General features: G+C 70.6%; 18 protein-coding genes. 8 read left to right on the forward strand and 10 right to left on the reverse strand.

Annotated elements, in window-relative coordinates; genetic code table 11:
- The first annotated feature begins 421 nt into the window (after positions 1-421).
- Together ACFWW9_RS39475 and ACFWW9_RS39480 are read left to right on the forward strand one after the other, a co-directional pair.
- Positions 422-2818: a DEAD/DEAH box helicase gene (locus ACFWW9_RS39475; protein ID WP_390387713.1), complete on the forward strand. Its 2397-nt coding sequence runs from the start codon at positions 422-424 to the stop codon at positions 2816-2818.
- Complete coding sequence (locus ACFWW9_RS39480; RefSeq protein WP_390387715.1) at positions 2811-3641, forward strand: SWIM zinc finger family protein; 831 nt, start codon at positions 2811-2813, stop codon at positions 3639-3641. The genes ACFWW9_RS39475 and ACFWW9_RS39480 overlap by 8 nt, the downstream gene beginning before the upstream one ends.
- On the opposite strand, the gene ACFWW9_RS39485 is transcribed toward ACFWW9_RS39480, so the two are convergent.
- Positions 3638-3922: a ubiquitin-like small modifier protein 1 gene (locus tag ACFWW9_RS39485; protein ID WP_390387716.1), complete on the reverse strand. Its 285-nt coding sequence runs from the start codon at positions 3920-3922 to the stop codon at positions 3638-3640. The genes ACFWW9_RS39480 and ACFWW9_RS39485 overlap by 4 nt on opposite strands.
- Positions 3923-4060: 138 nt before the next feature.
- Here ACFWW9_RS39485 and ACFWW9_RS39490 point away from each other — a divergent pair, with 138 nt between their 5' ends.
- The gene (locus tag ACFWW9_RS39490; RefSeq protein ID WP_390387717.1) at positions 4061-5779 is read left to right on the forward strand and encodes an acyl-CoA dehydrogenase; all 1719 of its coding nucleotides are present in this window, start codon (positions 4061-4063) and stop codon (positions 5777-5779) included.
- Here ACFWW9_RS39490 and ACFWW9_RS39495 read toward each other — a convergent pair.
- The 7 genes from ACFWW9_RS39495 to ACFWW9_RS39525 form a co-directional block, all read right to left on the reverse strand.
- Complete coding sequence (locus ACFWW9_RS39495) at positions 5776-6690, reverse strand: asparaginase (RefSeq protein WP_390387719.1); 915 nt, start codon at positions 6688-6690, stop codon at positions 5776-5778. The two genes, ACFWW9_RS39490 and ACFWW9_RS39495, sit on opposite strands and share 4 nt — an antisense overlap.
- A complete protein-coding gene (locus tag ACFWW9_RS39500) occupies positions 6671-7450 on the reverse strand; it encodes an amino acid ABC transporter permease (RefSeq protein WP_390387720.1) in 780 nt (259 codons plus the stop codon). The genes ACFWW9_RS39495 and ACFWW9_RS39500 overlap by 20 nt, the downstream gene beginning before the upstream one ends.
- On the reverse strand, positions 7450-8076 hold the full coding sequence (locus ACFWW9_RS39505) for an amino acid ABC transporter permease (RefSeq protein WP_390387721.1): 627 nt from the start codon (positions 8074-8076) through the stop codon (positions 7450-7452). Before ACFWW9_RS39505 ends, ACFWW9_RS39500 begins: the two co-directional genes overlap by 1 nt.
- A complete protein-coding gene (locus tag ACFWW9_RS39510; protein ID WP_390387722.1) occupies positions 8073-8969 on the reverse strand; it encodes a glutamate ABC transporter substrate-binding protein in 897 nt (298 codons plus the stop codon). Before ACFWW9_RS39510 ends, ACFWW9_RS39505 begins: the two co-directional genes overlap by 4 nt.
- Positions 8970-9012: 43 nt before the next feature.
- On the reverse strand, positions 9013-9546 hold the full coding sequence (locus ACFWW9_RS39515) for a class F sortase (RefSeq protein WP_390387723.1): 534 nt from the start codon (positions 9544-9546) through the stop codon (positions 9013-9015).
- Entirely contained in the window at positions 9543-10346 is an 804-nt protein-coding gene (locus ACFWW9_RS39520; RefSeq protein WP_390387724.1) for a DUF4397 domain-containing protein, read from the reverse strand. The genes ACFWW9_RS39515 and ACFWW9_RS39520 overlap by 4 nt, the downstream gene beginning before the upstream one ends.
- Positions 10347-10497: 151 nt before the next feature.
- Entirely contained in the window at positions 10498-10707 is a 210-nt protein-coding gene (locus ACFWW9_RS39525) for a cold-shock protein (RefSeq protein ID WP_106192998.1), read from the reverse strand.
- A gap of 305 nt (positions 10708-11012) precedes the next feature.
- On the opposite strand from ACFWW9_RS39525, the gene ACFWW9_RS39530 reads away from it, so the two are divergent.
- Both ACFWW9_RS39530 and ACFWW9_RS39535 read left to right on the forward strand, forming a co-directional pair.
- Entirely contained in the window at positions 11013-11363 is a 351-nt protein-coding gene (locus ACFWW9_RS39530; RefSeq protein WP_390387725.1) for a hypothetical protein, read from the forward strand.
- Between the two features lie 120 nt (positions 11364-11483).
- Positions 11484-12254 carry a hypothetical protein gene (locus ACFWW9_RS39535; RefSeq protein WP_390387726.1) on the forward strand — a complete coding sequence of 257 codons (771 nt, stop codon included), beginning with the start codon at positions 11484-11486 and terminating at the stop codon, positions 12252-12254.
- 42 nt (positions 12255-12296) lie between these two features.
- Here the strand turns inward: ACFWW9_RS39535 and ACFWW9_RS39540 are convergent, their stop codons facing one another.
- Positions 12297-13400, reverse strand: coding sequence for a sugar ABC transporter substrate-binding protein (locus tag ACFWW9_RS39540; RefSeq protein WP_390387727.1), 1104 nt, complete (start codon positions 13398-13400; stop codon positions 12297-12299).
- Positions 13401-13749: 349 nt separating this feature from the next.
- On the opposite strand from ACFWW9_RS39540, the gene ACFWW9_RS39545 reads away from it, so the two are divergent.
- Both ACFWW9_RS39545 and ACFWW9_RS39550 read left to right on the forward strand, forming a co-directional pair.
- Positions 13750-15501, forward strand: a complete 1752-nt coding sequence (locus ACFWW9_RS39545) for a S8 family serine peptidase (RefSeq protein ID WP_390387728.1) — start codon at positions 13750-13752, stop codon at positions 15499-15501.
- Between the two features lie 90 nt (positions 15502-15591).
- The gene (locus ACFWW9_RS39550; protein ID WP_390387730.1) at positions 15592-16203 is read left to right on the forward strand and encodes a hypothetical protein; all 612 of its coding nucleotides are present in this window, start codon (positions 15592-15594) and stop codon (positions 16201-16203) included.
- 45 nt (positions 16204-16248) lie between these two features.
- On the opposite strand, the gene ACFWW9_RS39555 is transcribed toward ACFWW9_RS39550, so the two are convergent.
- Entirely contained in the window at positions 16249-19215 is a 2967-nt protein-coding gene (locus tag ACFWW9_RS39555; protein ID WP_390387733.1) for a glycine--tRNA ligase, read from the reverse strand.
- A gap of 337 nt (positions 19216-19552) precedes the next feature.
- Between ACFWW9_RS39555 and ACFWW9_RS39560 the strand changes: the two genes are divergently transcribed.
- Complete coding sequence (locus tag ACFWW9_RS39560; RefSeq protein ID WP_390387732.1) at positions 19553-21247, forward strand: LCP family protein; 1695 nt, start codon at positions 19553-19555, stop codon at positions 21245-21247.
- Positions 21248-21416: the final 169 nt, after the last annotated feature.

Consider the following 21416-nt stretch of genomic DNA (forward strand, 5'->3'; position numbering starts at 1 on the left):
GCGCCCAGGACGGGTTTGAGGACGACGGCACCGAACTTGTCGAGCAGCTCGGCCGCGTCGACCGGCTCGGCGATCTCCCGGAACTCCGGCACCCGATGGTGGGGGGCGGGTGCCTCGGGGGGCTGTGAAGTTGCGGAAGTGGGTGGTGCCCGTCGTGTTCGTGGATGGGGTGCCGGACGGGGTTGAGGGGTTTCGGACTGGGGCTTCCGTGCGGTATTTGGGGGAAGTTGCGGCGTTTGCGCGGGAGCTGGTGGGTCGGGGGCGGGTGTTGCCGTCCGTTGACGCGCACAGTCCGGTGGCGCGGTGGGTGCCCGCGTTGTCCGGGGTGGATTCGATGCGGTTCGTGGCGTTGCGGGATTCCATGCCGCCCGCGTGTCGGGGAGTTGACGGGGTCGGGTCGCCGGAGGTGCTTCTGCGGAGCGTGTTGACCACGTTGGTGGACAACGGGGTTCGGGCGGCGCTCGGTGGGTCCGTGTCGTTGACCAAGGGGCGGACTCCCGTTGACCTGTGGTTGCGGGCGTTGGTCGGGGAGCCTGTGTTCGAGGCGGATGACAGTGAGCTGGCGCCGTTGCGGGAGGAGCTCGCCAAGTGGCGGGCCGGTGTGGAGCAGGATCGGCCGGTTCGGTTGTGCTTCCGGTTGAGTTCGCCGGACCAGGGCGGGTTCGCGAACGAGTCGTGGCTGTTGGAGTTCCTGGTGCAGGCCGTGGACGAGCCGTCCGTGGTGGTGCTGGCCGAGCAGGTGTGGCGGGACGACGGGGTGCTGTGGCGGTGGGTCGACCACCCGCAGGAGCTGCTGCTGGCGGATCTCGGGCGGGCGGCGCGGCTGTACCCCGAGCTGGACGAGGTGTTGCGGGAGCGGCATCCGACGAAGGTGGAGCTGGACGCGTTCGGCGCGTACGAGTTCCTGTCGCGGGCCGCCGTGCTGGCGCAGGCGGGGTTCGGGGTGTTGTTGCCGACGTGGTGGCGCGAGCCGCGGACGTTGGGGCTCAAGCTCACGACGACGTCCGGGACGCGCGGTGTGCCGGGCGGGGTGGAGTCGGAGAGCAAGCTCGGGCTGAAGGCGCTAGTGGACTACCGGTGGGACTTGGCGCTCGGCGACGACCGGTTGACCGAGGAGGAGCTGGCCGAGTTGGCGGCGGCGAAGATGCCGCTGGTCAAGGTGCGCGGGCAGTGGGTGCACGTGGACCGGCAGCGGTTGATCGCCGGGCTGGCGTTCCTCAAGCGCGGGGGCACCGGGCGGATGCCCGCGGCGCAGGTGCTGTGGCAGGAGGACGACAAGCTGCCGCTGCCGATCACCGGCGTGGACGGTGACGGCTGGCTCGGCGACCTGCTGTCGGGGCAGGCCGAGCAGCGGATCGACCTCGTCGAGCCGCCCGCCGGGCTGCACGCGACGCTGCGGCCGTACCAGCTGCGCGGGTTGGCGTGGCTGGTGTTCCTGGACGAGCTGGGGCTCGGCGGGTGCCTCGCCGACGACATGGGGCTCGGCAAGACCGTGCAGCTCCTCGCGTTGGAGGCGTGGAAGCGGCAGGACGGGAAGCGGCCGCCGACGCTGGTCGTGTGCCCGATGTCCGTGGTCGGCAACTGGCAGCGCGAGGCCGCGCGGTTCACTCCCGGTCTGACCGTCCACGTGCACCACGGCGCGGACCGGTTGTCCGGCAAGGAGTTGCGCGACGCCATCGCCGACCACGACCTGGTGATCACGACGTACGCCATCGCGACGCGGGACGCGCTGCGGCTGGCCGAGGTCGAGTGGGACCGGGTCGTGCTGGACGAGGCGCAGAACATCAAGAACAGCGCCACGCGGGTGTCGCGCGCGGTCCGCGGGCTGCCCGCGCGGCACCGGCTCGCGCTGACCGGGACGCCGGTGGAGAACCGGCTGGCCGAGCTCTGGTCCATCATGGACTTCGCGAACCCCGGCATCCTCGCGTCGGTGAACACGTTCCGGGCGCGGTTCGCGGTGCCGATCGAGCGCTACCGCGACGAGGAAGCGGCCGTGCGGCTGCGCCGGATCACCGGCCCGTTCGTGCTGCGGCGCCTCAAGACCGACCCGCGGATCATCGACGACCTGCCGGACAAGCTGGAGATGAAGCAGCTCTGCACGCTCACCTCCGAGCAGGCGACGCTGTACCGGGCCGTGGTGAACGACATGCTCGCGCGCATCGAAGACGCGGAGGGCTTGCAGCGCAAGGGGATCGTGATCGCCGCGATGTCGAAGCTCAAGCAGGTGTGCAACCACCCCGCGCAGCTGCTCGGCGACGGGTCACGGGTGGCGGGCCGCTCCGGCAAGCTCGACCGGCTGGAGGAGGTCCTCGAGGAGGTGCTGGCCGACGGCGACAAGGCGTTGTGCTTCACCCAGTTCACCCGGTTCGGCTCGATGATCGTCCCGCACCTGGCCGCGAGGTTCGACACGGAAGTCCTGTTCCTGCACGGCGGCACGTCCAAGGGCGCCCGCGACCGGATGGTCGAGCGCTTCCAGTCCGCAACCGGGCCGTCGATCTTCGTGCTGTCGCTCAAGGCGGGCGGCACCGGTCTCAACCTCACCGCCGCCAACCACGTGATCCACCTGGACCGCTGGTGGAACCCCGCCGTGGAGGACCAGGCGACCGACCGCGCGTTCCGGATCGGGCAGCGCAACCCCGTGCAGGTGCGGAAGTTCGTCTGCATCGGCACGCTCGAGGAGAAGATCGACCTGATGATCGAGGACAAGCGGTCGCTCGCGCAGCTCGTCGTCGGCGCGGGCGAGAACTGGCTGACCGAGCTGTCCACCGGGCAGCTGCGCGAACTGTTCACCCTCGCCCCGGAGGCCGTCGGTGATTGAGTGGCACGGCGTTCCCAAGCCCTCCTCGCACCCGATCCGGGTCGCGGGCGGGCTCACGTTGCGCAGCAAGCGCGGCGAGATCGCGCAGACGTGGTGGTCGCGGCGGTTCATCGCGGTGCTGGAGTCGTTCGGGATGGCCAGTCGGCTGGAGCGCGGGCGGGCGTACGCGCGCACCGGGCAGGTGATCTCGCTGTCGCTGTCGAGCAGCATGGTCGTGGCGTTGATCGCGGGCGCGCAGCCGAACCCCTACCGGGCGCGGATCGGCGTGAAGAAGTTCAACGACGAGGAGTGGCGGCGGATCGAGCGGGCGCTGGCCGGGCAGGCGATCTTCGCGGCCAAGCTGCTCGCCGGGGAGATGCCGGAGGAGATCGAGGAGGTCTTCACCGAACTGGGGCTGACGCTGTTCCCGGAGACCATGCGGGAACTGTCGATGGACTGCACGTGCCCGGACTGGCAGGTGCCGTGCAAGCACCTGGCCGCGACCTGCTACCTGCTGGCCGAGTCGTTCGACACCGACCCGTTCGAGATCCTCGCGTGGCGCGGCCGGGACCGGGAGGACCTGCTGGAGAACCTGCGGGAGCTGCGCGGGTCCCTCCAGGTGCGGGAGCGGCGGGCGGACGTCGTCGTCCCGCTGGAGGACTGCCTCGACCACTACTGGGAACGACCGGTGGTGGCCGCGGTGCCGGTGCCGGACCTCGTCGTCTCCGAGCACCCGGACGTGCTGCTGGACCAGCTCGACCCCCTGCCGCTCGTGGTGCGCAAGCGCAAGGTCGTCGACCTGCTGCGCCCGGCGTACCGGGCCATGGTGCGGGGAACGGACTAGCCCCCGGCCACCGACGGCAGCACCTGGACCTCGCACCCGTCGTGCAGCACCGTCTCCGTGCCCGCCAGGCGGCGGCACTCCTCGCCGTCGACGTAGAAGTTGACGTACCGGCGCAGGGCCGACCGCTCGTCGCGCAGCCTGCGGTCCAGCGACGGGTAGCGGGCCGCCAGCGCGTCCAGGGTCGCTCCCAGGGTGGCGGAGTCGGGAACCTCCACCTCCAGCTTGGCGGTGCCGTCGACGGCTGATCTGAGCGCGCCGGGAACCAGGACTACGACTCTCATGCGGCTACCGCACCTCCCGAGTGTGACCCCAGGCACGCTACGCCGGGGGTGGGCGAAATTCCCCTCCCCGAGGCCAGGCCGCACAAGTTACCGGCTGGTAGCGTGCGGCTGAGCGGACATGACCCGAAGGGAGCCACGGTGGCGGACTCGCTGTTCGACCCCAACAGCTACGACCCCAAGCACCTCGACGAGGAGAGCGGACGGCTGCTGCGGGCGACGATCGACTGGTTCGAGAACCGCGGGAAGCGGCAGCTGACCAAGGACGACCAGGAGCGGGTCTGGTACACCGAGTTCCTCGACTTCGTGAAGCGCGAGAAGCTGTTCGCGACGTTCCAGACGCCCGCGGCGAACGCCGACGGCAACCCGGACAAGCGCTGGGACGCCGCCCGCAACGCCGCGCTCAGCGAGGTCCTGGGCTTCTACGGCCTCCAGTACTGGTACGCCTGGCAGGTCACGATCCTCGGCCTCGGCCCGATCTGGATGAGCGACAACGCCGTGGCCCGCGAGCGCGCGGCGGCCCTCCTCGACGACGGCGCGGTGTTCGCGTTCGGCCTGTCGGAGAAGGAGCACGGCGCGGACGTCTACTCCACGGACATGATCCTCACGCCGAGCGGCGACGGGACGTTCCGGGCGAACGGCGGCAAGTACTACATCGGCAACGGCAACGTGGCGGGCATGGTGTCGGTGTTCGGCCGCCGCGCCGACGTCGACGGCCCCGACGGGTACGTGTTCTTCGCCGTCGACAGCCAGGACGAGCACTTCCACCTGGTGCAGAACGTCGTCGACTCGCAGATGTTCGTCAGCGAGTTCCGCCTGGAGGACTACCCGATCTCGGCCGACGACCTGCTGCACAGCGGCTCCGACGCGTTCAGCGCCGCCCTGAACACGGTCAACGTCGGCAAGTTCAACCTGTGCACGGCGTCGATCGGCATCAGCGAGCACGCGTTCTACGAGGCCATCACCCACGCCCACAACCGGATCCTCTACGGCAACCCGGTCACGGACTTCCCGCACGTGCGGCAGAGCTTCGTCGACGCCTACGCGCGGCTGGTCGCGATGAAGCTGTTCTCCGACCGCGCGGTGGACTACTTCCGCTCGGCCTCGCCGGAGGACCGCCGCTACCTGCTGTTCAACCCCATCACCAAGATGAAGGTGACCAGCGAGGGCGAGCAGGTGATCGACCTGCTGTGGGACGTGATCGCGGCCAAGGGGTTCGAGAAGGACACCTACTTCGCCCGCGCGGCCCGCGACATCCGCGCCCTGCCCAAGCTCGAGGGCACGGTGCACGTGAACCTGGCGCTGGTGCTCAAGTTCATGCCGAACTACCTGTTCAACCCGACCGAGTACCCGGCAGTCCCGACCCGCCACGACGCGGCGGACGACGAGTTCTTCTTCCGCCAGGGCCCGGCCCGCGGTCTGGGGCAGATCCGGTTCACCGACTGGGAAGTCCCCTACCGCGCGTTCGCCGACGTGCCCAACGTCGCGCGCTTCCACGAGCAGGCGGCGGCGTTGAAGGCGCTGCTCACCACGGCCGCGCCGGACGCCGACCAGCAGAAGGACCTGGACTTCCTGCTGAACCTCGGCCACCTGTTCACGCTCGTGGTCTACGGCCAGCTGATCCTGGAGCAGGCCGAGCTGACGGGCACCGACCGGGACGTCCTCGACCAGGTCTTCGACGTGCTGGTCCGCGACTTCTCCGGCTACGCGGTCGCCTTGCACGGCAAGGCTTCCTCGACCGACGCGCAGCAGGCGTGGGCGTTGGGCCAGGTCCGCAAGCCCGTCGTCGACGCCACCCGGTTCGGCCGGGTGTGGGAGCGGGTCAAGGGCCTGTCCGGCGCGTACGAGACCCGCCCCTAGACCGGCGCGATCCTCCCGACCTCCCGGCCGCCGCCGAGCACCGGCACGCTCAGGTGCTCGGCGGCGGCCGAGACGTCGAACCCCAGCTCCCGCAACGCCGCCAGCCCGATCGCCGTCGTGGCGCGCGGGCTGCCGTCGATCACCTTCACCGCCACCGCGTGCCCCTCCGCGGTCGCCAGCACCAGCACGCCCTCCGCGCCGCCCTTGGCCACCACGCCCGGCAGCAGCCGCATGACCTCGGTGTTCACGTGCCCGGCCCCGCCCACGTACTCCGGGTGCGCGCGCATCGCGTCGGCCACCGGCGTGTCCGCCAGGCCGCGGATCGCCCGCGCCAGCCCCACCAACGTCACCGAGAACAGCGGCGCGCCGCACCCGTCGACCGCGGTGTGCGCGGACGTCTCCCCCGCCAGCCCCTCCACGCCCGCCCGCACGAGCGCCTGGAACGGGTGCGCGGGGTCGAGGTAGTCGTCGACGCTCCAGCCGGACGAGACGCAGCCCGCGAGCATCCCGGCGTGCTTGCCGGAGCAGTTCATCCTGATCCGCGTCGGCTTCTCCCCCGCCCGGATCAGCGCGTCGCGGGTCGGCTCGTCCTCCGGCCACGACTCCGGGCAGCGCAACGCGTCCGCGGTCAGGTCCGCCTCGCGCAGGATCTTCTCCACCACCTCCACGTGCCGGTCCTGGCCGGTGTGGCTGCCCGCCGCGATGGCCAGCGCGGGCCCGCTCAACGGGGCTCCGGCGGCGAGGCACGCCAACGCCTGGAACGGTTTCGCGGTCGACCTCGGCAGCACTTGGTCGTCGACCGGGCCGCGGCTCAGCGCCACAGAGCCGGACGGGTCGAGGCCGACGACGCTGCCGAAGTGCCTGCTCTCGACGAACCCGGACCTCGTGACCTCAGCGAGCGGAACGTGCACTTCGAGCCTCCAGGTGGCGGGCGAGCTTGGACAGCGAACCGTTGACCACGAGGTAGACCAGCGCCACCACGAGGAACGTCTGGATCAGCAGGTGGGTGTAGTTGGCCAGCACCCGGCCGCTCTGCAGCAGCTCCAGGTAGCTCACCACGTACCCCAGCGCCGTGTCCTTCAGCAGCCCCACGGTCTGGCTCACCAACGACGGCAGCACGTGCCGGACCGCCTGCGGCAGCACCACGTGCCGCATGGTCTGCGCGGACGTCAGCCCGAGCGACGCGCCCGCCTCGCCCTGGCCGCGGTCCACCGCCAGCACGCCCGCGCGGAACACCTCGGCGAACTGCGCGGCGTGCGACACCGCCAGCGGCAGCACCAGCTTCCAGAACAGCGGTAGGTCCAGCCCGTAGCCCGGCAGCACGAACAGCACCACGTAGATCAGCAGCAGCACGGGGATCGTGCGCACGACCTCGACGTACGCGCGGAAGGGCCAGGGGAACCTCGACATCCGGCCGAACGCCAGCCCCAGCCCCGCGACCGAGGCCAGCAGGAACACCGCCCCCGCCGCGAGCGCGGTCGCCCCCAGCCCGGTCAACAGGTACCGCCACACCGGCCAGGTCAAGAACGGCCGCCACTTCGCCGGGTCGAGCTGGCCCGCCGCGTCGAACCGCCGCACGGCGATCGCGACCAGCGCCGCCGCCACCAGCACGACGGCGGTCGTGGCGATCCGGCTCCGCCGACGGCCGCGCGGACCTGGTGGGTCGAACATCACGTCGCCAACCTCCGCTCCAGCACGCCCGCGAGCCCGCCGATCCCGGCCGCCAGCAGCGCGTAGCAGAGCCCGGCCCCCACGAAGATGGGGATGGGCAACGCCTCCACGAGGTTGACCCGGTTGGCCGACGCGGTCAGCTCGACCACGCCCGCGACCGCCGCCAACGACGTGTTCATGGTCAACGCGATCCCGATGTTGCCCAGGGGCTGCACCACCCGGCGGGCGGCCTGCGGGACGACGACGTGCCGCAACGACTGGCCGAACGTCAGCCCCAACGCCCGCGCGGCCTCGCCCTGGCCGTGGGCGACGGTGTTCACGCCGGACCGCAGCGCCTCGGCCACGTACGCGGCCTCGTACAGCGAGATCACCACGACGGCCGTGGCGAACAGCGGGAACCGCACGCCGACCTCGGGCAGGCCGAACACGAACAGCACCAGCCACACCAGCAGCGGGACGTTCTGGAACGCCTCCACGTAGGCGGTGCCCGCGAACCGCAGCACCCGCAGCGGCCCGACCCGCAGCACCACGACCACGAGCCCGACCGCGAACGCCCCGGTGAACGACAGCGCGACGAGCGCGAGCGTCGTCAGGAAGCCGTCGACGAGCGCCGGGAGGTGGCTCACGAGCCCTGCGCGGAGCCGATCACCGGCGGCGACGGCGGCGGGCCGCTCACCACCGTGCCGATGGAGTTGCGCCAGACGTCCTGCCACAGCCCGGACTTCTGGATCTCGCGCAGCCAGTCGTTCACGAACTGCTTGAACTGCTCGTCGCCGTGCTTGATCCCGATGCCGTACGGGTCCTTGGTGAACGGCTCGCCGACGATCTCCAGCTCGTTGTCCTGCGAGGCGTCGGCGATGAGCAGCGCCTGGTCCTGCACGTACGCCTCACCACGTCCCTGCCGCAGCGCGGTCAGGCACTCGGGGTCGGAGCCGAACTCGACGAGCTCGGCGGTCGGGGCGGCGGCCTTGACAGCCGCGATGGCGGGGGTGTTCGCGCCCACGACGACCTTGCGCCCGGCCAGGTCCGCCGGTTTCGCGATGCCCGTGGTGCCGCGCCGGACGGCGATGGTCTGGCCGGACTCGTAGTAGGGCCCGGCGAACGCGACGCGCTCCGCCCGTTGTGGCGTGATCGTGTACGTCTGGAGGATCACGTCCACCGTCCCGTTGGCCAGCAGGGGTTCGCGGGTCTCGGACGTCGAGGTGACCAGCTTCGTCTTCGGCTCTCCGACGAGGTACTTCGCCAGCAGCTTGCCGAGGTCGGCGTCGAAGCCGGTCAGCTCGCCGGTGCCGGGGTTCTGCAAGGACAGCAGGGGCGCGTCCAGCGAGCCGCCGATCAGCAGCTCACCGCGCTCCTTGATGCGGGCCATCGTGGAGCCCGCGGGAACGTTCGCCGCGACGGGCGCTTTCGCCACCAGCTGGTCGATCGCCGACGGGGTGCCTCCCGGCACCGACGACTCACCGCCCGAACAGCCCGTGACCAGCAGCAGGACCACTACCGACAACGTTGTCCAACGCATGGAACCCGAGGCTAACGCTCCCGATCAAGACCGGTCAACGGTTTCAGGTCCCGGCCAGCACGGCCTCGACGATCACGTTGTCGCGGTAGCTGCTCGCCGCGTGGTCGAACGTGCCGCCGCAGGTCACCAGCCGCAGTTCGGAGGCGGGCGTCGGCCCGTAGACCAGGTCGGTCGGGAACGCCGTCTTGTCGACCGAGTACGTCTTGTCCACCACGAACGTCACGGCGCTGCCGTCCGCGCGGTCCACGAACACCTGGTCTCCCGGCTTGAGGTCGACGAGCCGGAAGAACACGCCGGGCCCGGTCTTGGAGTCCACGTGGCCCGCGATCACCGCGGGACCCGCGTCGCCGGGCGCGACGCCGTCGGCGAACCAGCCGAGCACGTCCGCCCGGTCCGGCGGCACGAGCACGCCGGTCTTGTCGTCGATCGCGGTCTTGGTGACCACGTTGTCCACGGCGATCGCCGGGATGCGCAGGCTCACCGGCCGGGGCGCGACCGGCTCGTCGGCTCCCGGCTTCACCGCGTAGGCGGCCAGCACCAGCACGCCGATCCCGAGGAAGACCTTGCCCTTGCTCATCGCGCGAACCGATCGCGGCGGGACCACAGGATCGCCGCGCACACCAGCACGGCCGCGAACGGCACCACCGGCCACTCGGTCGAGCCCTTGCCGTCGGCCATGCCGCCGAACCCGGTCTCCTGGCCGCCGCCGGGCACGACCTCGGAGGACTTCGCGTCGGCCCGGATCGAGGCGGTCAGCTTGCCGTCCAGCTCCAGCACCACGACGGTGTAGACGCCGCCCGGCTCGATGGTCGCCGTGACGCTCACGGGGTCCGCCCCGCGCGGCACGACCTGCAACGTGGTCGTCGCCGGGTCGATCGCGGCGTACAGCGTCGGCTCGGAGTACACGGCCTGCTTCACGATCGCCGTGCTGTCCCGCAGCAGGTCGACCGTGGTCGCGCGGGGAGCGGCGTTGATCACCCTGATCCGGGCCTTGCCGCCACCCGGAAGGGTGATGTCGTCGTCGAGCACCTTGAGCGTCAGCCGGTCGGTGTTGCCCAGCCCGGCCACGGTGTACGCCTTGCCCTGCCCGGCGTTCACGGTCGTGCTGAGGAGCGGCTTCGACGTCGGGTCGGCGCCCAGCGGACGCCACTCGACCGTGTAGTTGCCCGGCTCGACCCGCCGGTAGTCCAGGAGGTCGCCGTAGTCCACGCCGGTGGTCCGCACGACCGTCCCGGCGGCGGGCACCACGGTGATGTCCACCCCGCCGGTGCCGGGCGCCAGGTGGGCCAGCCGGAGGTACGTGCCGGTGGCGGCGTGAGCGGGCGGGGTGAGGGCCAAGAGGAGGAACAGCACCGCGACAGCACGAAGAGAGCGCACGTCACACCTCCCTCGGCGGGCCAGGATCCCGATCTCGACGGTACAGCGCCAAGACGTCGGATCGGTGACGGAAAAGCGAGAGCCGCCCGCCCCCGACACGGGGCTGGCGGCTCTCGCGAGTCCGAGGACTCGATGAGTCAGGAGACTCGGATCAGCCGAGCGGACGAACAGACTGGGCCTGCGGGCCCTTCTGGCCCTGTCCGATCTCGAACTCCACGCGCTGGTTCTCCTCCAGGCTGCGGTAGCCGCTGGTCTGGATCTCCGAGTAGTGCACGAACACGTCGGCGCCACCGTTGTCCGGGGAGATGAAGCCGAAGCCCTTCTCCGAGTTGAACCACTTCACGGTGCCTTCTACAGCCATCTTGCTACTTCTCCTCTAACAGGTGCGCTGGGACCGAAGTCGCAGTTGCGGCAACTCCCGCCTGACCCGGAGGAAAGCTTCGCGCCCGCAACGTCGTTCCGCGAGCGTGGTCAAACACGAACACAGAAACTTTTTACGACCTCGGACAGTCAACCACGCGCGACGGGCGCAAGTCGAGCCGAGATTTTTCGATCATGGCCTGCTGCTACGCTCGGACCGGCCGTGGTCACTCCGCGAGGTCCGGGAAAGCCGAGATCACCGCGTCGAGGCCCCCTCCACCACCCGAGCCCGAGGAGCACGCACCCATGCCCGAACCGGTCCTGCTCTCCATCGCCACCGCCGTCGTCACCAAGGCCGTCGCGGGCCTCTACGAGCTGGTGAAGGCGAAGTTCTCGGACGACCCGGTGGCGACCGCGGCGCTGGAGGCGGCCGAGCAGGCGGGCGAGGGCTCCCCCGAGGCCGAGCGGCTGGGCGACGTGCTGGCCGAGGCCGAACGCCAGGACCCAGGGTTCGGCGAGGCGCTGCGGGGCGAGTGGACCAGGTCGCAGACCACCGCGACGCAGACCGGCCACATCGCCAACCAGGTCACCAACGCCGCGGGCGCCAACGTCCTGCAGGCGGGCAAGGTCGAGGGAGCGGTGACCTTCAACAAGTAGGACCTCGGCCGGGAAACGCCCGGTGAAGAGTGGGCACCGCACCGACCGGAACCGACCGGACTCCGCACGCGTGGGCGTAATGTCCAGATCACCAGTGCGAGCCGGAAGGGATCACCACCAGTGTCCGTCCCCCTGTCGCAGTCGACGGGTTCCGACCTGGTCAGCTCCGGCAGCGAGCGGCTGCTGTTCTTCTTCGTCGGGCTCGTCGTCACGTTCGTGCTGATCCGGATCAGCGTCCGGCTGATCCGCGCCAAGGTCCGCTGGTGGCCGGGCAACATCACGCCCGGCGGCACGCACATCCACCACGTGGTGTTCGGCACGGTCTTCATGCTCGTGGGCGGTGTGGCGGGGCTGGCGGCGCCGGACGACGTGCACTGGCTGCGGCTGGGCGCGGCCGCGCTGCTCGGCGTGGGCGCGGCGCTGGTGCTGGACGAGTTCGCGCTCATCCTGCACCTGAGGGACGTCTACTGGACCAAGAACGGCCGCCTGTCGGTCGACGCGGTGTTCCTGGCGATCGGCATGACGGGCCTGCTGCTGGTGGGCGCGCGCCCGCTGGGCTACGACGACTTCCTGACGCCCGGCCAGACCGGGCGCGAGGCCGTGCTGCTGCGGCTGCTCGCCATCCTGGTGAACATCGGCTTCGCGATCGTCTCGCTGCTGAAGGGCAAGATCTGGACCGGCCTGCTGGGGCTGCTGGTGCCCGTGCTCCCGGAGATCGGGGCGATTCGGCTCGCCCGCCCCGGCTCGCCGTGGGCGCGGTGGCGCTACGCGGACGATTCCCGCAAACTCCGCCGCGCCTACCGAAGGGAAGCGCGGGTGCGGCAACCCCTCATCCGGATGAAGATCAGGTTCCAGGAGTTCATCTCCGGGCGCCACGACCTACCGGATTAAGTGGCGATTGCCCCGGCTTTCACCGGAGCAATCGCCGCCCGATTAATTGATAACGATGTTGTTCGCCGTGCAGATGGCGACAAGATCGTTCACGCACAGTTCCGCGGACTTCACGACGCCTTCCGCGACCAGTCGGCGCACGGTCGGCTTGGTGATCAGATCGGCGCCCAGGAGCACCGACTTCACGTCGCGCTTGGCCACCAGGTCCCTGGTGTTGCCGGTGGCGAGGTCGTCCGCGCCCTCGTTGTCGCCCTTGGCGATGGCGATGGCCAGCCGCGCGGCCGCCTCCGCCTCGTCGCGGATGGGCTTGTAGACCGTCATGCACTGCTCACCGCGCAGGATGGCCTGCAGGCCCTCCAGCGTGGCGTCCTGGCCGGTCACGGGCACCTTGAGGTTCTTGGCCTTGAGCACCTCGATCACCGCGCCCGCGAGGCCGTCGTTGGCGGCGATGACGCCGTCGACCTTGTCGCCGTTGCCGTCGAGGATCTGCTCGAACTTGGCCTTGCCGATGACCGGGTCCCACTTGTCGATGGCTTCGCTCTTGACCAGCTTCAACGCGCCGGAGTCGTACTTCGCGCCCATCTTGCGGCGCTGACCGTCGGCGAACAGCGTGGCGTTGTTGTCCGTCGGGGCGCCCTGGATCTCGATGATCTGGCCGCCCTGCTTGTCACCGAGGCAGGACAGCAGGCCCTCGGCCTGGAGCTCGCCCACCGCGATGTTGTCGAACGACACGTAGAACTCGGCCGTGCCGCCGAGGGTCACGCGGTCGTAGTTGATGACCGGGATCTTCGCCGCCTGCGCCTTGCGCTCGACGGCGGCGCCGCCCTCGGGGCTCAACGGCGTGGTCATCAGCACCTTCACGCCGCGCCGGATCATGTCGTCGGCGAGGCTCGCGAACTTGGCCTCGTCGCCGTCGGCGTTCTCGATGATGGGCTCGATGCCCGCGAAACCCAGCGCCTGGGCGAGGAGGGGGCGGTCCTGGTCCTCCCACCTCGACGACGACGTCCGGTCGGGCAGGATCACACCGACCGTGGGCTTCGCCTTGGACTGACCGGTCGAGCTGGTCTTGTCGTCCGTCGCCGTGCCACAGGACGCGACGAGCAGCACCAAAAGACCGCATGAGGCCGCACGTGCAAGTCTTCGCATTCGCCAATCCCTTGCAACTGAAGTCGTCTGTGACCCCAAATATGAGAATGCGAAAGTTCATAACGCCAAGGGCGTGTTCGTCAAGCCCGACGTGCACCCTGGTAGGAAAAAGGTACATCCCGGTCACTCTCGTGAACCTTTTTCCGATCGTCTCCGTACCACTTTCCCACGAACTGTCATCACACTGAGCACGTGAACGACTACGGATCGTTTCTTCGGGTTTCGCGGAGGAGTACTACCAACGGTCCTAACGCGAACCACACATCTGTGTCAGTGTGTCGCCCTTGACAGGGCATCGGGGGCCTTCGTCGAGGTGACGACACGGTTCGGGTGTGAGGAGACGGCACAGGTGAGAACTAGGAAGATCGTTCCCTCGGCGCTGGTGGTGGCCACCACCGTGGCGCTGCTCGCGACGGGAACGCAGGCGGCGGGCGGGGCTCCCGCCGTGGCGGCGAAGCAGGGCACCACCGACTACACGGTGATCCTGGAGGAGGGCCGCAACCGCGACATGGCGGAGAAGGCCATCCGGGCCGCGGGTGGCGAGATCACCCGGACGAACGACGCCGTCGGCGTGCTGACGGTGAAGGCCCCGGCCTCCGGGTTCATCGAGCGGGTGTCGGCCTCCGACGCCGTGCTCGGCGCGGCCCACGTGAAGCCGGTCGGCCACTCCCCCGCGCAGCCGAAGGTGACGCAGGAGCAGGTCAAGCGCGCGGAGGTGGAGTCGGAGAACAAGACCACCAAGCCGAACGCCTCCCCGAAGGGCACCAAGGCCGCCACCGCGGGCCTCGACCCCCTCGACGGCGACCTCTGGGGCCTGAAGATGGTCCGCTCCGACATCGCGCGCGCCAAGCAGGCCGGTGACAAGCGCGTCTACGTCGGCATCCTGGACACGGGCGTCGACGGCACCCACCCGGACATCGCGCCGAACTTCAACAACGCGCTGTCCCGCAACTTCACGATCGACATCCCGTTCGACTCCGACGGCGGCGTGTTCGACGGGCCGTGCGAGTTCCGCGGCTGCGTCGACCCGGCGAACCACGACGACGGCGGCCACGGCACGCACGTCGCGGGCACGATCGGCGCGGCGGCCAACGGCATCGGCGTCTCCGGCGTCGCGCCCAACGTGTCGCTGGTCAACATCCGCGGCGGCCAGGACGCGGGCTCGTTCTTCCTCCAGCCCGTCGTCGACGCCCTCACCTACGGCGCCGACATCGGCCTCGACGTGATCAACATGTCGTTCTACGTCGACCCCTGGTACATGAACTGCAAGGCGAACCCGGCCGACAGCCCGGAGGAGCAGATCGAGCAGAAGGCGATCATCGCCGCCGTGCAGCGCGCGCTGAACTACGCGCACCGCAAGGGCGTCACGCTGATCGGCGCGGGCGGCAACAACCACGAGGACCTCGGCAAGCCGCGGACCGACGTCGCCAGCCCGAACTACCCGCCCGGCCACGCCCGTGACCGCGCGGTCGACAACGCCACCTGCCTCAACCTCCCGACCGAGGGCGACCACGTCATCTCCGTGTCCGCGCTCGGCCCGTCGACCGCCAAGGCCGACTACTCGAACTACGGCCTGGAGCAGGCCTCCGTCGCGGCCCCCGGCGGCTACTTCCGCGACGGCCTCGGCACCGACTGGTACCGGACCAACGAGAACCTGATCCTCTCGGCCTACCCGAAGAACGTGGCCCTCGCCGAGGGCGCGATCGACGCCAACGGCGAGATCACCCCCGACGGCCTCGCGGCGGGCGTGAAGAAGGACTGCAAGGACGGGGTCTGCGGCTACTACCAGTTCCTCCAGGGCACCTCGATGGCCGCCCCGCACGCCACCGGCGTCGCGGCGCTCATCGTCAGCCAGTACGGCAAGCGCGACCCGAAGCACCCCGGCACGCTGACCCTGGACCCGGACAAGGTCGAGAAGGTCCTCACCAAGACCGCGACCCCTCGGGCCTGCCCGAACCCGCGGACCGTCTCGTACGTGGACGTCGGCCGCTCCCCGGAGTTCGACGCCACCTGCGAGGGTGACGCCAAGTTCAACGGCTTCTACGGCTACGGCATCGTGGACGCCTACGGCGCGGTCACCCGCGGCGGCAACTTCCTCTAGGACACCCGTTCCGAAGGGCCTCCCGGCGCGCTGGGGGGCCCTTCGGCCGTTCCGGACCACACGGGGACCGATCTTCGTAGGATTCCCGTCGTGGCGAAGTCAGCGGGCCAGAAGAGGCGGCGCAAGGAACAGCGGCGGGAGCGCGTGCGCGAGGTCCGGGCGGCCGAGCGGGCCCGGCGGCCGTCGAGGCCCGCGGTGAAGGAGGTGTCCGCTCGGAAGGTGACGATCTGGACGATCGTGGGCATCGCCGCGTTCATCGGGCTGCTGCCCGCGTTCTGGAACTGGATCGCCCCCGCGATCAGCGACCTCGTCGCGCCGGTCCCGCCGCTGGCCGTCCTCGCCGGGTGGCTGCCGGTGGGCGGTCTCGTGACCGCGACCGGGTTCTTCCTGGTCAACTACGACGACCTGCTGGCGAGGACGCGGGTCAGGCTGGCGTGGGTGCTCGGCGTGTGGGGCGTGCCGGCGCTGGCCACGATGCCGGTCGTGCGGTCGCCACCCCTGGTCTACGACTACCTCGCGGGTCTCGAGGTGGGCTTCTTCGGCACGCTCCTGGGCGGGGTCGTGGTGCCGCTCGCCGTGGCCCTGCTGTGGAAGCCGTTCCACCGGGGCAAGGAGCCCTCGGCGGCGGTGTGGGGGTACGCGTTGACCATCCTCGGCGGGGTCCTGCTGCTGCTCGCGGTGACCGTGGCCTGGCTGGTCTGACGGCCCTGGCGCGCGTCACGGCGTGACGCGCGCCAGGGATCCGGGCTAGGCGAGCGCGGTGCCCAGCGCCTGCCAGTCGAGCACCGGGGCGGCGTGGTCGCGGATCGCGGCCAGCAGGCCCAGTCGGGCGGCCTTCACGGCCGGGTCCTCCGCCATGACCAGCACCTCGTCGAAGAAGGTGTTGATCGGGGCGGTGAGCACGGCCGTGGCGGCGGCGAACGCGGCCAGGCCGTCCGGGCGCGTACCGAGACCGGAGAACGCCTGGTGCAGCGCGACCTCGGCGGGCTCGGTCAGCGCGGAGGCGTCGTAACCCGCCGCGGTGTCCGCGGGCACGATCCGGCGCACGCGCTGGAGCGCCGCCACCAGTTCGCCGAACGCCGGGTCGGCCGCCAATTCGGTGAGCTGGGCGAGGGTCTCGTCGGCCACCACGGGGGCGTCGGCGAGCGGCAGGACCGCGTTGACGAACCGGTGGTCGTGCCCGGCGTCGAGCACGGCCTGCTCGTAGCGGCGGACGGCGAACTCGCGGGCCGCGGCGACGGTCTCCTCCGGCACGTCCAGGCCGAGCTGGGCGCGCGCGGCGGTCAGCGCCACGGGCAGCGTGATCGCCCGCAGCTCCGGGAACGCCCGCAGGATGCTCACGGCACCCAGCGCGGCCCGGCGCAGGCCGAACGGGTCGGAGCTGCCGGTCGGGTTGGCCCCGATGCCGAACAGGCCCGCGAGCAGGTCGAACCGGTCCGCCAGCGCGAGGAGCGCGCCGGGCGTCGAGGCGGGCAGCGGGTCACCGGCGGACCGGGGCTGCTCCATCTCGAACAGCGCCTGGGCGACCTCGGGGGTCTCCCCGGCGTGCCGGGCGTACTCACGGGCCATGGTGCCCGCGAGGCTGGACAGCTCGATGACCATCTGCGAGCCGAGGTCGAACTTCGCCAGGTCGCCCGCGCGCTTGAGCGTGGCCTCGCCGTCGCCGAGGTCGATGTGACCCGCGAGCGTGGCCGCCAGGGAGGCGATCCGCTCGGCGCGGTCGGCCATGGAGCCGAGCTTGTCGGCGAACGTCAGCTTCGCCAGGCCCGCCTTCATGTCCTCCAGCGGCGTCTTGAGGTCCGCGCGCCAGAAGAACGCGGCGTCCTCGTACCGGGCGCGGAGCACGGCCTCGTTGCCGGACCGCACGCGGTCGGCGTCGATCGTGCCGTTGGCCACGGCGACGAAGTGCGGCAGCAGCTTGCCGTCCGCGCCTCGCACCGGCAGGTACCGCTGGTGCTTGCGCATGACCGTGGTGAGGATCTCGCCGGGCAGGTCGAGGTAGCGCTCCTCGAACCCGCCGAGGATCGGCGTGGGCCACTCGACCAGGTTCGTCACCTCGGCCAGCACGCCCGCCTCGGCGGTGAAGTCGACCGTGCCGCCGACGGACGCCGCCAGCTCGGTCGCGGCGGCGACGATCTTCGCCTGGCGCGCGGAGGCGTCGGCGTCGATGCCGTGGCCCGCGAGGAACTCCAGGTAGCCGTCGGCCTCGGCCACGGTGACCTCGGGCTCGGCGGCCGTGCGGTGCACGCGGGTCGTCGTGCCCGCCTGGAGCGTCGACACGGCGATCGGCACGGGCGTCCCGCCCAGCAGCGCGAGCAGCCAGCGGATCGGGCGGGTGAACGACAGCTTCGGGTCGTTCCACTTCATGTTCTTCTCGGACCGCAGGTCGCCGACGACCTCGGCCAGCAGCCCGCTGAGCACCTCGACCGCGCCGCGGCCGGTCTCGGTCTTGACCAGCGCGACGTGCTCGACGCCGTTCTCGACCACCCGGCCCAGCTCGGACAGCTCGACCTTCTGGCCGCGGGCGAAGCCCTGCACGGCCTTGGTGGGCTCGCCGTTCGCGTCGAACGCGGCGGCGACCTTCGGCCCGCGCACGGTGCGCTCGGCGTCCGGCTCGCGCGGCGACACGTCCGCGACCAGAACGACCACCCGGCGCGGGGTGCCGTGCACCTCGACGTCGCCGTGGGTTAGGCGGGTGGCGGCCAGCTTCTCCGTCACGGCCGCGCGGACGGCGGCGACCGTGCGGGTCACCTCGGCGGGGGGCAGCTCCTCCGTGCCGATCTCGAACAGCAGCGTCGCGGGCTCGGTGACGGTCGCGAACTCCGTCGGGGCCACGGCCAGCGCGGGCGTCTCGGCGACGCCCAGCGGGTGCCCCAGCTCGGCGCGGCGCTCGGCCCACAGGCCGGACACCTCGCGGGCCAGTCCGCGCATCCGGGCGAACGCGCGGGCCCGCTCCGTGGTGCTGATCGCGCCGCGCGAGTCGAGCACGTTGAACGTGTGCGAGCACTTGAGCACGTAGGTGTGCGCGGGCACCGGGAGGCGCAGGTCGAGCAGGCGCTTGGCCTCGGTGGCGTACTCCTCGAAGAGGCGCTTGTTGGCCTCGACGTCGGCGTCGTCCAGGTAGTACCGGCTCATCTCGTACTCGGCCTGGCCGAACGCCTCGCCGTAGGAGATGCCGGGCGCGTACGCGATCTTCTTGAAGTGGTCGACGCCCTGGAGCGCCATCATGATCCGCTCGATGCCGTACGTGACCTCGACGGACACCGGCTCCAGCGTCTGGCCGCCCGCCTGCTGGAAGTAGGTGAACTGGGTGATCTCCAACCCGTCCAGCCACACCTCCCAGCCCAGGCCCCAGGCGCCCAGCGCCGGCGACGCCCAGTTGTCCTCGACGAAGCGGACGTCGTGCGCCCGGATGTCGATGCCCAGCGCCTCCAGGCTGCCCAGGTACAGCTCCTGGGGGTTGCCGGGGTCGGGCTTGAGGATGACCTGGAACTGGGTGTGCGTCTGGAGGCGGTTCGGGTTCTCGCCGTACCGCGCGTCGTCGGGCCGGACGCTGGGCTCGACGTAGGCCACCCGCCACGGCTCGGGGCCGAGCACCCGCAGCACCGTCGCCGGGTTGAGCGTGCCCGCACCGACCTCGGTGTTGAAGGGCTGCACGACGATGCAGCCGCGATCGGTCCAGTACTTGGTCAGCGCCAGGAGCGCGTCCTGCATGGTCAGCACGGTGACAACCTTGGATGGGGGGTGTGGGGCGTCACGCAGTCTACGAAAGGCGACGCGCGGAGGACTGCGCTGGTCAGGTAGCCGACCGACCCGGCATCACCATGGCGGAAACATGCCTGTGTCACCCTTTGCGCAACCTCGCGGACCGTACGGGCGTCCTACTGTGGCGTACCCGCGCGACCGTCGGAGCAGCGCTCACGAGTAGGAGATGGGTGTGGACAAGCGGCCGCCACGGCCGGGCGACGCGGGCGATGCCCGTGGCCGACCGGTGCCCCCTCGTCGTCCCGCCGCAGGTCAGCCCCGCCGGCCTCAAGGAGAGCCCGGCCGGGTGGACCCGGCGAGGCGTCAGCCTCCGCCTGCCCGCAGAACCCCGGCCGACCCGCCCGCCGCGCGCCGCGTGCCCCCGCGCCCCGAGGTCCCGGTCCGCAAGCCGATCTCGGCGACGGCCCCGACCGAACGGGTCGAACCCGCCCGCCCGTCCAGGCCGGTCGAGCGCCCCAGGCCCGCCGCGGCCCGCCCCCCGATCCGCCGCACGCCGCCGCCGCGCAGGCAGAGCGGCGCGTCGACGACCGGCAAGGTCATCCTGTCGATGCTGTCGGTGATGGTGCTGCTGGGCACCGGCTACGCGTGGCAGAACCTGAAGTCGTTCACCGACAACCTCACGACCACGGACGTCATCGGCGCGGGCGCGGGCGGCGAGAAGCCCGCCGACGGCGCGATCGACATCCTGATGGTCGGCATGGACAGCCGCACCGACGCCAAGGGCAACCCGCTGCCGCAGCAGATCCTGGACGAGTTGCAGGCCGGCGGCAGCGACGACGGCGGTCTGAACACGGACACCCTGATCCTGATGCACATCCCGAACGACGGGAAGAAAGCCGTCGCGATGTCGTTCCCGCGCGACTCCTACGTGAAGATCGCGAACGGCTACGGCAGGCACAAGATCAACTCCGCGTTCGCCTACGGCAAGAACGACGCGGCGGCCGACCTGCAGAACAAGGGCCTGGACGCGCAGCAGATCGAGCTCCAGTCGAAGATGGCGGGCGCGAAGAACCTGATCGCGACGATCCAGGACCTCACCGGCGTCACGATCGACCACTACGCCGAGATCAACCTGGTCGGCTTCTACGACATCACCAAGGCCGTCGGCGGCGTCGACGTCTGCCTCACCGAGGCCACCCAGGACGACTTCTCCGGCGCGAACTTCGCGGCGGGCCCGCAAACCATCGAGGGCAAGGACGCGCTCGCGTTCGTCCGCCAACGCCACGGCCTCCTGCGCGGCGACCTGGACCGAGTGGTCCGCCAGCAGGTCTTCATGGCGGGCCTGGCGAAGAAGATGCTCTCGGCAGGCGTCCTCTCGGACCAGACCAAGACGAAGAACCTGATCAACGCGGTGACCAAGTCCATCGTGCTGGACAAGGACTGGGACATCCTGAACTTCGCCAACCAGATGAAGAGCCTGTCCGGCGGCGCCATGGAGTTCCAGACGATCCCGACCGGCAACCCGGAGCTGGAAACCCCGGAAGACGGCCAGGCGATCGAGATCAACGAGTCCGAGGTCAAGAAGTTCGTCAAGAACCTGACAGCGGAGCCCGGCGCCTCCACCGCTCCTTCCACCCCCGCGAAGCCCTTCGACAACGCCACCGTGACCGTGGAGGTCCGCAACGCCTCCGGCGTGCCGGGCCTGGCGGGTCAGGTGTTGCAGGCGTTGACGGCCAAGGGTTTCGTGTCCGGCGACGCGGCCAACGCGGAGTCGAACACGAAGGCATCGGTGGTGAAGTTCGGCAAGGGCGGCGACGACGCCGCTGCCGCCGTGGTGACGGCGCTCGGCGGTGGGGTGGACACCGAGCAGGACAACAACTTGCAGGCGGGGCATGTGCGGGTGTTCGTGGGGTCTGACTACTCGGGGCCTGGGGCGCAGAACTTCGCTTCCGGGGTTGCGGTGGGGTTGGACGGGGCCCACTCGGTGCAGCCGGCTGGGGAAGCGCCCATCACGGCTGATGGGGTTCGGTGCGTTAACTAGGGCTGGTTTTGGCGGTCCCCCCTGACAGTTTCGACTGTCAGGGGGTTTCTCCCGGCGGCTTCGATTTCCAGCCCGCCCACTCGGCGGCTTCGACTTCCAGCGTGCTGTGTCCGATTTGATTTGGGGCCCCTAGATTTGCCCCTTGATCGGGCCAAAAGGCAGTGCCCCA

This window comes from Umezawaea sp. NPDC059074 (genome assembly GCF_042738955.1).
Taxonomy (GTDB): domain Bacteria; phylum Actinomycetota; class Actinomycetes; order Mycobacteriales; family Pseudonocardiaceae; genus Umezawaea.